This window comes from Myxococcus sp. CA056 (assembly GCF_013336715.1).
GTDB classification, from domain to species: Bacteria; Myxococcota; Myxococcia; order Myxococcales; family Myxococcaceae; genus Myxococcus; species Myxococcus llanfairpwllgwyngyllgogerychwyrndrobwllllantysiliogogogochensis.
Genome location: NZ_JABUMT010000005.1, coordinates 53,144 through 64,693, shown reverse-complemented (window position 1 = coordinate 64,693; position 11,550 = coordinate 53,144). Strand labels below are relative to the sequence as shown.

The following is an 11,550-nucleotide window of genomic DNA, read 5'->3' as shown; positions in this document are numbered from 1 at the left end:
TTCCTTCTTCCCTTCCGCTCCCGAAAACGCCTGACCGCCGCCGCTAGAGGTTGTCGACGGACTTCTGAAGCTCCGGGTCGAAGTTCTCCCGGACCTTGATGAGACTCTGGAAGTCCGTCTTCTTGCGGTGGAGCACGTACGAGCCTTCCGGCTTCGTCAGCTCGCCCTCCACCGCGACATCGGTGAAATCGATCACCGTCTTCTTCCGGAAGACCGTGCGGTCCTCCTCCTGGACGATCTTCACCGTGTCCTTCGATTGACCCTGCTCCTGCGCCATCGCCACTGGCGCACTGAACAGCAGCCCCACCACCGTCACCGTCGATGCCAGACGCCTCATACCCAGCCCTCCTGTTGCTTCCTCGGGTGTGACAGCGGGTTCTCGAAGAGGTACCCGCGAGTCCTTGCACGGGGCGATCCAAATCCAAGTCCCTGAATCCTATGGAACTCGCTCGCCGCCTTCCACGTGGGGGCCTGGAGGATGGAAAAAACTTCCCCCAGACCCTGTCATCCCTGCCGTCCTACTTCGTGGGCGGAGCGCTCGCACCCTGGGGCGCCGGCACTGGTGCGGGAGCAGACGTGCCCGTGCCCTCACCGCTCGGCTGCGCGGCCTCCGCTGGAGCGCTCTCGGTTGCCTCGGGCGTCGTCGCCCCTTCGACTGCCCCGGCGCCTTCCGCGGGGGGAGGCGTGGCCTCCGTGGGCGCGTTCGCGTCCTGCGGGAGCTGGTTCAGCATGGAGCCCGCGCCACCGGTGGCTTCGTCCTTCTTCTCGCCTTCCGCGCCGGCGGTGGCGGCCTCCGGCGGTGGGGCCTTGAGCATGTTCTGGAGGCCCTGGACCTTGGCGGTGATCATCTGCCGCTCTTGTTCAGTGGTGGACTCCAGTGACTTGCAGCGGTCCAGGAAGGCCACGGCGCGCTCCCAGCCCGTGCGGTCCGAGGCGAAGGCCCAGCCCGCGCCGCACACGGCCTCGGGCAGGTCCGCGCGATTGGCGAGCACCTTCTCGAACGCCTCGCCCGCCGCGATGCCCTTCTTCGAGTCGCGCCCCTTCTGTCCATCCAGCGCCCAGGCCAGCGACAGGCGCGCCTCCGTGGAGTCCGGCTCCAGTTCGAGCGCGCGGGTGAAGGCCCGCTCGGCGCCCGCGTAGTCGCGGTAGCTGAGCGCCAGGGCACCGAGGTTGAGGTGGCCCGGGGCGTACCTCTCGTCGAGCGACACGGCCTTCTGGAACTGCGCGAGCGCGCGCGGCCGCTCGTCGAGCTTCAGGTAGACCATGCCCAGCAGGTTGTAGAGGGACGGGTCCTTCTCCGCGTGCTTGCGCGCGGTGCCCACGAGCAGCTCCGCGAGCCGGTACTTCTCGCGAGCGTAGGCCACGTACGCCAGGTTCTTGTACGCGTCCGGGTGGTCCTTGTTGCGCTCCAGCACGCGGCGCGCGGTGAGCTCGGACTGGTCCAGCTTGCCCAGCTGTCGGTAGGTCGCGGAGAGGCCGTTGAGCAGCGCCGCGTCGTGCGCGTGACCGGGTGCCTTCAGCGCCTTCTCGAAGAGGGCAATCGCATCATCCCCCCGCTCCTGCTTGCGGTAGACGCTGGCCAGGTTGACCACCGAGGGCGTGTGCGCCGGCTCCAGCAGGAGCACCTTCTCGTAGGCGTTGCGCGCGTCGTCCACGCGGCCCTGGCGCTCGGCGATGACGCCCAGGTTGAACTGCGAGTTGAGGCTCTGCGGCGACTTCGCCAGCACCTTCTCGAAGCCCTGACGGGCAGCGTCCAGGTCTCCGGCCTCATAGGCCTGGAGGGCCTGGGTGAAGTGGTCGGAGGCGCTGGCCTCCTTCGCCTCCGGCCGCGCGAGCTGGGAGGGCGTCGTCGAGGAGGCCGGCGCGGAGGGCGCCTGCTTCGTCGGCAGCGCGGAGGGCTTCTGCTGAGGACCCGAAGCGCACCCGGCAGTGAAGGCCAGCGAGCCGACGACGAGCGAGCGGAACCATTTCATCGGCATCATTCCCGTGGAAGTCTTCGACGTGTCGCGAGTCATGGCCGCACCTCCTGCACCGCGGCCGTGGGTGCCTGCGTTCTGTCCTCGGAGGCTGGCGGCTTCGGAGCGCCGTCCTTCGGCTCGGCGGGAGCCGTGGGGGCGTTCGAGTCCGGGGGCGGCGCCGGCGTGGCGGTGGCACCCGCGGCTCCTCCGGGCTCCTTCGCGAGGTCGGCCGTCGCGAGCGTGTCGCTGCTGCGGTAGCCCACCTGCCTCACCTGCGCATAGGCGCCCGGGTGGAAGCGGTTCACCTGGTCCTGCGCGGCCAGCGTCCAGGGGCCGTAGAGCCCCAGCTCGTAGGACTTCTCCAGCGCCTTCTCCAGCGCCTCGTTGGCCTTGTCCTCCAGGGGCAGCGCGAGGTTCTCCAGCTCCGCGCGGTACATGCCGAGCTGGTCCTCATCGAGCCCCGTCGGGTCCGGCGAGTCCATGATGTTGCGAGCGAAGTCCGCGTAGGCCAGGCCGATGCGCGTCAGCGAGGCGATGCCCCACTCGCCCGAGCCCGTGGAGAGCACCGCGAGGTACTCCTTTTCGATGCGCTGGATTTCGCGCTGCTTGGCGGCCAGGTCCCTGCGGATGGTGCTCACCCGCGTGAAGCGGATGTCCGAGTAGCGCTTCCACGTGGGCTCCAGCGCCAGGAAGCGCGCGTGGGCGTACGCGTTGAGCGGCGCGTCCTCCTTGCGCACCGCCTCGGGCAGCCGACCGTACGCGCGCACCAACTCCGCCTGCACGCGCTCCTGCTCGCGCGCGTTCTTGAGCTGCTGCCAGGCGAGCAGTTCGTGGTAGCGCGCCAGGTAGAGCTGCGCGGGCGTCGCACGCGAGTCCCGTCCGTAGCCGTCCGCGAAGGAGGCGAACGCACGGGCCGCCTCGCTCCACTTGCGCTCCTTCTCCCAGACGAGCGCGGCCGAGTAGGCCACCTGCGGCACGTCCTTGCGCTCACGGAAGCGCGTCACGTAGGCGTTGTAGGCGGCCACGGCCTTCTGGGCCTCGCCGGCGCCCTCCCACCATACGCCCGCGTTGAACTGGGCATCCGCCACCCAGGCCCCCGCCTCGGCCACCAGCGCCTTGCGCTCGGCGGCCTTCTGCGAGCGGCGCGAGTCCGCATCCTCCTCGCCCCCCGGCGTGTCGCTCTTCTTCGCCGTCGTCTTCGCGCGAGCGTCCTTCGCCTTCTTCCCGTCGGCCTCGCCGGCCTTGAGCGCGGCGTCGTACTGGGCCACGAAGGACTCGGCCAGCGTCGCCGCCTTGCGGTAGTCGGCGACCTTCTCGTAGAGGCCCGCCAGCGTGTAGCGCGCCTTCAGCTCGAAGGGGCTGCGCGGGTACTCGGCCAGGACGCGCTCACCCGCCTCGATGCCCCGGTCCAGCTCGCCGGCCTCCTGGGCAATGGACATGGCGTAGACGAGCGCGCGGTCGGCGTTCTCCGACCTGGGGAACTCCTTCACGAACTTGAGGAACTCCTCGGCGGCCTTCTTCGGGTTCTTCTCCTGCTTGTAGACGACCTCGTCCACCCACTTGTAGTGGCTGCCCTCCACCACGCGGCCCACGCGAAGCGCGAAGTCGGAGCCGGGCTTGGCCAGCTTCTTGTTGTCGAGGAACTTGCGCGACAGCGTGGCGAGCTCCAGCCACTCCTGGCGGCTCTCCAGCACGTACATGGTGAGGTCCGCGGCGTCACGCGAGCGACGCTCCTCGGGGAACTTCTCGATGATTTCGCCGAAGCGCCGCGCCGCGTCCACGAAGTGGCTGCGGTCATAGAGGATGACGGCCGCCTGGTAGCGCAGGTCGATTTCGTCCTGCGTGTCCGGGTAGAGCTTCACGTACGTGTCGCACGCGGAGACCAGCCGCTCCTCGAACTTCGTCAGGGACTCCTCTTCCTTCTCCTTCGCGTCGCGCTTGACGATCTTCTGCCGCGCGACGTCGCCCTTGTCCTTCTTCTCGTCGACCTTCTGGCCGTCCTTGAGGTCGCTCTTCGCGAGCTGACCGCGCTCGATTTTGACCAGCTTGTCGTAGGCGAGGATGGCGTTGAACGCGGCGCTCTTGCGGTAGCTCTCGCTGGAGACCTCTCGCGCGGAGTCGCGGTCCGGAATCTTGAACGCCACCACCGCGTCGTACTCGGCCGCGGCGGCCTGCCACTCCTCGAGCGCCCAGAGGATTTCCGCGTAGAAGAAGCGGAGGTTGAAGGCGGAGTCCGCCACGTACTCCGGGTTGGAGCTGGAGGCGAACGCCTCCACGTACTGCTTGTAGATGTCGCGCGCGAGCCGGTACGTCTCCACCTGGCGCGTCTTCTGCGCCTCCTGGTGGTACTCCGTCACCATCACCCGCATCGCCTCTTCCGTGACGTTGAAGGCGTTGCGCAGCACGGGGGCCTTGCCCTCGTTGGACTTCCACCACTCGCCCCCCGGGCTGTAGAGGTCCACCATCCGCTTCATCTCCTTGCGGACCTGCTGCCGCTGGCGCAGACCCTCGAAGGCGCGGACGACGGCCTGCTGGTACTCGGGCGCGCTGACGCCCATGGGTTCGTCGTCGATGAGCGTGCGGTAGAGCAGGATGGCGCTGTCGAAGTGACCCGCGTCCACCAGGCCCGCGGCCGTCTTGGCGATGAGCCGGCCCTGGCGCTTCGCCGGCGCCTTCTCGCGGAAGTACGAGATGGCCTGCTTGGGCTGATCCAACTGGACGTAGAAGACCGTCAGGTCATTGAGCGCCTCGGTGCGCAGGTCCCCCAGCTCCGGCTGCTTCGCGGCGTAGTCCACGACTTCGTGCAGCTTCTTCAGGCCCGCGTCGTAGTCGCCGGTGTTGTAGTCGCACCAGGACAGCTTGTAGACGGCGTAGCCGTAGATCTTCGGCACCCCGGAGTCGCGGGCCTTCTCGTAGTTGGCCTTGGCGGGGATGAGCTTGTTCGACTCGAAGTAGTGATTGCCGAGCTGGATGTACGCGTCCGGCACGAACTGCGAGCGAGGGAAGTCCTTGATGAGCTCCTCGTAGCGGGCCACGGCGTCGTCACGCCGGCCCAGCTCGTAGAGGTTGTAGCCCATGGAGAAGAGGACCTCGTCGCGCTGCGGGTACTGCGGGTATCCCCGGAGGATGTCCTCGTAGATGCCCATCGTCTCCGTGCGGTAGCGCTCGCTCTCGCGATGGTCCTGCTTGGGGGCCTCCAGCTTCTCGCCCCGCGCCTGGGCCGCGTCGAACTTCTTCTCCTCCGCGAGGAAGCGGTCCATCTCCAACTGGTAGAGGTACTTGGACTTCTCCCAGTACAGCTCCGACAGGCGGTAGAGCATCTCCGCCTTCTGCTGATTGCCGTCCTGGAGCTTGGGGATGAGGCGCTTGAAGGCTTCAATCGCCTCGTCGCGCTTCTTGTCCGCCAGCGCGTTCTTGCGCGAGTCCGCGATGCGAGGAATGTCGGCGAACTTGGCGGTGGCGGGCTTCACGCGCGCCGGACCGCGCCGCACGTCCTCCGGCGCGACACCCGGCGGTGGCGCCGCCTTCTCCTCCGCCTTCTTCGCCTGGGCGCCCTTCTTCGCCGCGCCCGCCGCACCGGACGTCTTCGACGCCGACGACGCCGCGGGCTTCTTCATCGCCTTGCGCGCTGGCGCTTCCGCCGCCTCTCCCACCCCGCCGCCAGTAGCGAGCGCCACGCCCACCGCCAGCGCACCGAAACGAAGCACCACCTTCATGCGAGCTCCCGACTGTGAAGCCGCCCCGACCACCGAGCAGCCGTTCGCCCGGGCACGAGGGACGAACGAAAGTAGACGCGCACTCCACGAATGAGAAGTGGCGTGGAACGCCTCTTGCGATGGCATGCAGCGCACCAACAACGCCGAAGGGGACCACCCCGGCACCTGATGTGCGCCAAGGAGGTCCCCTCGTGGACGATGTCTGGGCAACCGTGGCCCATGGCGTCACGGCTGTTGTTGCTCGGCTGTCTTCGCCGGGCAGCCACGCTTCAGCGTGTACTGGTAGTAGCCAATCTCGTCGATCCAGAACTCGCCCTGGAACTTCCAGTAGTTCCACGCCGCGCCCGGCATCTTCGGGCGGTACAGCGACTGGCGCGTGAGCAGCGCCTTCTGGTCCACGCCCGCCTGCAGCAAGTCCTTCTCGTCCAGCGCCGTCTGCACGCGGATGATTTCGGCCTGGTCGGAGAAGGTCCGCAGGTTGTCCGCCGCCTCGCGAATGCGGCTGCGCGCCAGCGTGCCGCCCACCTGGAGCAGCGTGCCGCGCACGTCCTCCAGTGAGGCCACCGTCTGCGTCGCCAGGGGCGTGCCGCGCCACGGGCCACCGCTCAAGTCCCGCTTCTCCTCATCCAGCTTCGCCAGCACGCGCATCACCTCGCGGATGCGCTCGTTGTTGCGCAGCCACAGGTACACCGGACGCGGCAGCCGGCGGTTCTCCGCGGCCACCAGGTTGTAGGCCTGCACCAGGTCGCCGTCCTCGGCGGTGAAGGGCTCCAGCTGTTTGGCCATGGGGCCATAAAGCTCGTCAAAGGCCGCCAGCGTCGTCTTCACCTCGTCGTAGAGGCACGAGTAGTAATAGACGGTCGACTTGAGGATCCACGACTCCGGCTGGAAGGCCCCGGCGAACTGCGGCGCATGCAGCGCCTGGAGGCTGCCGAGCGCACCACCGAAGTCCTCGTTCTGGAAGCGCGCGAAGCCGTTCTCGAAGAGGGACTGGTCCCAATAGCGCGTGTAGCGCGGCACCTTCTCGTAGGCGACGGTGGCGTCGGCGTACTCGCCACGGCGGTAGTGCAGCCGGCCCAGGCCGATGAGGGCCAGGTGCTGCGTCGCCTTCAGCTCCACCTGCGGTTCCTTCGACGACAGCGAGGCGTTGAAGGCGGCCAGCGCCTCCTTGTCCAGCGCCTCGCCCTCACCGGGACGGCCCGGGAAGCGCGGGTCCGCGAGCACCACGCCCAGCAGGTAGCGAGCCTTCGCGTAGACGCGGCTGTCCTTCGGCACCGCCTCCAGCAGCGAGCGCGCCTCCTCGAAGCGCATGCGGCGCTGGCTCACCGTGCCCACCAGGTAGTTGATGCGGGCGAGCACTTCCTTCGGCAGCGTCACCCACTTGTCCCGCACCTCCTCCGAGTACGCCTGGTTGAGGATGCTGGGGATGAGGTTCTGCTCGTCCAACTGCTGCTGCATGTCCACCAGCCCCTCCACCGCCTTGAGGTACGAGGGGTGCGAGGGCCCGGCGTTGACGATGGCCGCGTAGGAGATGAAGGCCGAGACGGGCAGGCCCTTCTTCGCCAGCGACTGCGCGAGGAAGAACTCCGCCTTGCCCTTCGTGTCCGCGTCACCACCGGACTCCGAGGCCTGGAAGAAGAGCGGCGCGGCGGTGTCGAAGTCACCGGCATTGAAGGCGGCCAGCGCGCGGTTGTAGCCACCCGAGTCCTGCTGGGCGGCCACCGCGAACGGCGCCAGGACGACGAGGATGTGGAGCAGTCGTTTCATGGCGAGTCGTGCCTTCATGGCGAAATCAGAAGAGGAACGAGAAGCCTGCGTAGAAGCTGATGTTGTTGAGGACGTCGGAGGACGGCTCGGCCACCAAATCCCGGCCAAGGATGATGTCCTCGCGGTAGTTCTTCTTCGTCTTCGGGTCCACGCCGTCGAACTTCTCGTACTTGCAGCTGCCACTGAGCTGCAGCGAGCTGAACTCCTGGCCACCAGCGCGCGCGGCCTCCAGCGTCTCGAAGTCCGCCAGGTTGCAGCCGTCCACCTTGTCCACGCGCGCCGTGTAGATGAGGTCCCTCACCTCCAGGCGCAGCGCGTACGACTCGCCGAACTGGAGCCGGAACCCACCGCCCACCGAGCCGAGGAACTTGTTGCCCGTGTCACCGAAGCGCGCCGGCACGTTGTAGCGCTGCCCGTCGACCTCGTTGGAGACCTCCGGTCGGATGAGGTGCCGCGTGGAGCCCACGCCCGCGCCGCCGCTCAGCACCAGGCTGAACTGCGCCAGCTTGTCGTCGAGGAACGCGAACTTCCCGTACAGCGGCGTCACCTCCACGCCCGCCTGCGCGCCCCAGACGAGCAGCAGCGACGAGGCGGCCTGGGCTTGCTCGCGCACCTTGTCGATGAGCTCCAGGTTGAAGTCGCTCTCGTTGGTGTGCCAGTTGTACTGGCCCGTCACCTGGAGCGCGAAGTTCTCCTGCAGGTGGTAGCTGTAGTGCAGCGCCGTGCCCGCGTGGTTGGTGTACTTGCCGTTCACCTGGACGACGGCCGGGTACAGCGCCAGCTCGTGCTTGCTCTCGTCCGCGAAGCGCTTCTTCTGGACGATGTGCAGCGACACGTTCGGGTTGTAGAGCGGCGCGCCATTCACCAGCCGCTGCTGCTGGACGTCCGTGGTGCGCGGCGCCTCGTCCGACGAGGCCAGCACCGGCGCGTCTTCCGGCGTCACCGGCGCGTCGACATCGCGCGCGCGCTCGGGCTCGGACAGCACGGGCTGCTCGTCCTGTGCCTCATCCATGGGCGCGAGCGCGGGCTCGACCTTCGGCGCCTCGGCGGCCTCCATGGGCACGGTGGGCTCCGGACGTGACGTCGGAGCGCGAGGCACCTCCGGCTTCGGCTCCGGGGGCCGCGCGGGAGGCGGAGGCACGGACGTCTCCGCGCCCGGCCCGGGCACGGACGGAGCCTCTTCCGCCTGGGCGAGCACGACAGCGGGCGTCGGGAAGCGCGGAGGGGCGGCCTGGGCCGCCGCCGCGACGAGGAGCGCGAGGGACAGAATCGGTCGCATGGTTTTCAGGAGGCCCTAGAAGGAAAAGGTGTAGCCGAGGTCGAACTGCACCAGGTGCGTGAGGCCGGGACTGGAGGCGACATCACCCGTCACCCGCCCCGCCTCCCAGTCGTCGCGGACCAGGTTGACGCGGTAGTTGTCGCGGAACACCCAGTCGCGCAGCTCCAGCCGCACGCCGTGCTTTTCGAGGATGAAGAAGCGGAAGCCCACCGCCGCGGACACCACCGGCGCCACGCGCGTCTCGCGCACCCAGTAGTTCTCCGAAGCGGAGCCCCGGTCGTCCAACGAGGTGCGGTTGTCACAGACGCCCAGATCCCGATCCACCACCTGCGAGCACTGGATGACGGAGTTGCGCTGGAAGCTGCCCACCCCGCCGCCCGCCCAGACGTACGCCTGGAAGTGCGCGGGCAGGTCGGACACCAGGCTCAGCTTTCCGTAGATGGGCGCCCACCGGACGCCGGCTACCCCGTGGAAGTTCATCTCCCAGAGGTCCTCCAACTCGTCGGTGACGCGCTTGTCCTCGCGCGCCAGGAAGCTCTCGGAGATGGAGCGCGCCAGGCCCGTGTGGCGGCTGGCCGCATAGCCGGCGCGCGCCTCCACGGCGAACGTGTTGAAGAGGTTGTAGGCGACGCCGGCGGAGAAGAAGTAGTGCGCCGTCAGGTGCGTCTGGAGGGGCAACCCCACCCCCAGCGACGCCTCGAGGTGTCCGCCCGGCTCATACAAACGATTGCGGACAACGACGTTGTCGAGGACAGCCTCGTCATCCTGCGCGGCGGCCCCAGTGGCCGCCAGCCAGATCAGCAGTGGAGCAAAGACGCGGAGCGTGCGTGCGTTCATGGTTCCTGCCCGGCCCAAGGGGATGGGCCGCCGTGTGCGGGAGTCCAAAGCCTCCCCCATCCAGGGCGCCTGCGTCACCCGACGCCAGGTGCCTTCGTGGCGCATCCATGTGCGCACGGCTTCCACTCACGACAAGCCACGGAACCCACGGGGCGGAATTATTTTCACCCTCGGGCAACCGCGCCGCCCACCGGTCAACGTTTCGGGGCGGAGAAACGCCCACGCCTGGGCACGACACAGGCCACGGCTTCCCACCGGGAGCACCCCCGTGCCCCTCCGGCCTCAGCGAAGCCCGCAAAAGAAAACGCCCCGCCCGGATGCCCGACGAATCGGGCCCGGAAGCGGGGCGTCAGGAGCGCTTCAGAAGAAGACGCTCAGCAGCGGATCAACCGCGGCGCGCGGCCTTGTGCTGCTCGCGCATCGCCACCTTGATGCTGGGGCGCAGGAAGACAATGGCGTTGTTGTGGCCGGGGACGGCGCCCTTGACCAGCACGAGGCCCTTCTCCAGATCCACTTCGACGACGGTCAGGTTCTGCGTGGTGACCTGCTCCACGCCGTAGTGACCCGGCATCTTCTTGTTGGGGTACACGCGGCCCGGCGTCTTACGCTGACCGATGGCGCCCGGGTGACGCTGATACTCGTGCGTACCGTGCGTCTTGGTCTGCGAACCCTTGAAGCTCCAGCGGCGCATGACGCCGGAGAAGCCACGACCCTTGGTCACACCCGTGACATCCACGAGCTGACCCTTGGAGAAGAGGTCCGCCTTGACGGCGTCGCCGACGTTGAAGGAGGTGGCCTCCTCCACCGTGACGCGGAACTCCTTCACGTGGCGGCGATACGGGACGTTGGCCTTCTTGAAGAAGCCCCGCTCGCACTTGTTCAGAATCTTCTCGCGAATCTCACCAAAGCCCAGGGTGACCGCGGAGTACTGATCCTTCTCCGGGGTACGCTTGCCCACGACCTGGCAGGTGCTCACGTCGATGACCGTCACGGGAACGAGGTTGCCCTCGTCATTGAACACCTGGGTCATCCCGATTTTCTTGCCAATCAGACCCTTCACGTCGTCCTCACACTGCCAGCGCGCGTAGGCGCGGAAAAACCCAATAAAATCAATGATCTGGCCCGCGAACTACACTGCGGTCCCCAGGAAGCGGCGCAATGTAGCAGACATACCCCCCACGTCAAGCACTACGGGCGGGGGGGTACCTCACTGAGCGCGATCAAGCCTTGGGTAGAAGGCCGCGAGCTGCGCGTCAGCGATGCGCTGAGCGTACACGTCCTCGCCCAGCAGGAACAGCGCTTGATCCAGATAATCCTCGGCCGCCTTCACCTGTTCCTCCAACGTGGCGATGGTTTGATCCACTTCCGCCATGCGCTGGTCGTGCTCGGCCAGCCGGGCCTCGGCCTCGTCCTCCATCTCCAACAGGCGCTTGTGCGCCAGGATGCCGGGGGCGCCGGGCTGACCGGGCTCCGGGGTGAGGGCGGTGGACAGCCGGAGGTCCAGGTCCTCGACTTCCCGGCCGAGCCGCATCTGGGTGAGGCGGTTCTTCTTGAGGTTGGTGCGCGCGACGTCGATGCGGGCGACGTCCTGTCGCGTCAGCTCCATGTCGGCGATCTTCTTCTCCAGCTTGATGAGGCCATCGGCGGCGTAGCGCAGCTCCGCGCGCCGGGTGGCGAGCGTCTTGCGCAGGTCGTTGACCTTGCCGTCGATGGCGTCCACCGCCTTCTTCCATTTGCGGACGATGGCCTGGTGGCCGACCTTCTCCGCTTCCTGCTCGTCGAGGAACGCCTGATAGGCGGCGTCCTCATCGTTCATCTCCTGCTCGAGCGCCGCCAGTTCGTCACGGCGCGCCACCACCGCTTCCTCCGCCTTGTAGACACGGTCCATGGAGCGGGGGCAGTTCGGCTTGCCCGGGAGCCTGTCCCGGGCGAGGTCGCCGAGCTGAAAGATGAGATCGTCGTAGCTCTCCTTCGCCATGGGCGGATTTCTACG

Annotated in this window: 8 protein-coding genes; all 8 read right to left on the bottom strand. The window is 67.7% G+C overall.

Annotation, left to right across the window (positions count from 1 at the left end; translation table 11 throughout):
* Nucleotides 1–43 precede the first annotated feature (43 nt).
* The 8 genes from HUA76_RS22565 to HUA76_RS22530 all read right to left on the bottom strand — a co-directional run bounded on the left by HUA76_RS22565 (nt 44) and on the right by HUA76_RS22530 (nt 11,535).
* The gene (locus HUA76_RS22565) at nt 44–337 is read right to left on the bottom strand and encodes a hypothetical protein (RefSeq protein ID WP_141646035.1); all 294 of its coding nucleotides are present in this window, start codon (nt 335–337) and stop codon (nt 44–46) included.
* A 181-nt stretch (nt 338–518) separates the two neighbouring features.
* On the bottom strand, nt 519–2,015 hold the full coding sequence (locus HUA76_RS22560) for a lipopolysaccharide assembly protein LapB (RefSeq protein WP_174462034.1): 1,497 nt from the start codon (nt 2,013–2,015) through the stop codon (nt 519–521).
* On the bottom strand, nt 2,012–5,674 hold the full coding sequence (locus tag HUA76_RS22555) for a tetratricopeptide repeat protein (RefSeq protein WP_174462033.1): 3,663 nt from the start codon (nt 5,672–5,674) through the stop codon (nt 2,012–2,014). The genes HUA76_RS22560 and HUA76_RS22555 overlap by 4 nt, the downstream gene beginning before the upstream one ends.
* A 225-nt stretch (nt 5,675–5,899) precedes the next feature.
* The gene (locus tag HUA76_RS22550) at nt 5,900–7,441 is read right to left on the bottom strand and encodes a tetratricopeptide repeat protein (protein WP_174459187.1); all 1,542 of its coding nucleotides are present in this window, start codon (nt 7,439–7,441) and stop codon (nt 5,900–5,902) included.
* A gap of 25 nt (nt 7,442–7,466) precedes the next feature.
* Nucleotides 7,467–8,720 (bottom strand): outer membrane beta-barrel domain-containing protein, encoded by a 1,254-nt coding sequence (locus HUA76_RS22545; RefSeq protein WP_174459188.1) that lies wholly within the window; start codon nt 8,718–8,720, stop codon nt 7,467–7,469.
* A gap of 15 nt (nt 8,721–8,735) precedes the next feature.
* Entirely contained in the window at nt 8,736–9,557 is an 822-nt protein-coding gene (locus HUA76_RS22540; RefSeq protein WP_141646040.1) for an outer membrane beta-barrel domain-containing protein, read from the bottom strand.
* A gap of 385 nt (nt 9,558–9,942) precedes the next feature.
* Nucleotides 9,943–10,617 carry a 50S ribosomal protein L3 gene (rplC, locus tag HUA76_RS22535; RefSeq protein WP_141646041.1) on the bottom strand — a complete coding sequence of 225 codons (675 nt, stop codon included), beginning with the start codon at nt 10,615–10,617 and terminating at the stop codon, nt 9,943–9,945.
* Between the two features lie 147 nt (nt 10,618–10,764).
* Nucleotides 10,765–11,535, bottom strand: coding sequence for a hypothetical protein (locus HUA76_RS22530; RefSeq protein WP_141646042.1), 771 nt, complete (start codon nt 11,533–11,535; stop codon nt 10,765–10,767).
* Nucleotides 11,536–11,550 lie beyond the last annotated feature (15 nt).

Excerpts from the sequence above, each read along its gene's own strand:
- HUA76_RS22540 (WP_141646040.1), bottom strand. The coding sequence starts at position 9,557 with ATGAACGCACGCACGCTCCGCGTCTTTGCTCCACTGCTGATCTGGCTG.
- HUA76_RS22555 (WP_174462033.1), bottom strand. The coding sequence starts at position 5,674 with ATGAAGGTGGTGCTTCGTTTCGGTGCGCTGGCGGTGGGCGTGGCGCTC.
- HUA76_RS22565 (WP_141646035.1), bottom strand. The coding sequence starts at position 337 with ATGAGGCGTCTGGCATCGACGGTGACGGTGGTGGGGCTGCTGTTCAGT.
- HUA76_RS22545 (WP_174459188.1), bottom strand. The coding sequence starts at position 8,720 with ATGCGACCGATTCTGTCCCTCGCGCTCCTCGTCGCGGCGGCGGCCCAG.
- HUA76_RS22530 (WP_141646042.1), bottom strand. The coding sequence starts at position 11,535 with ATGGCGAAGGAGAGCTACGACGATCTCATCTTTCAGCTCGGCGACCTC.
- HUA76_RS22550 (WP_174459187.1), bottom strand. The coding sequence starts at position 7,441 with ATGAAACGACTGCTCCACATCCTCGTCGTCCTGGCGCCGTTCGCGGTG.
- HUA76_RS22560 (WP_174462034.1), bottom strand. The coding sequence starts at position 2,015 with ATGACTCGCGACACGTCGAAGACTTCCACGGGAATGATGCCGATGAAA.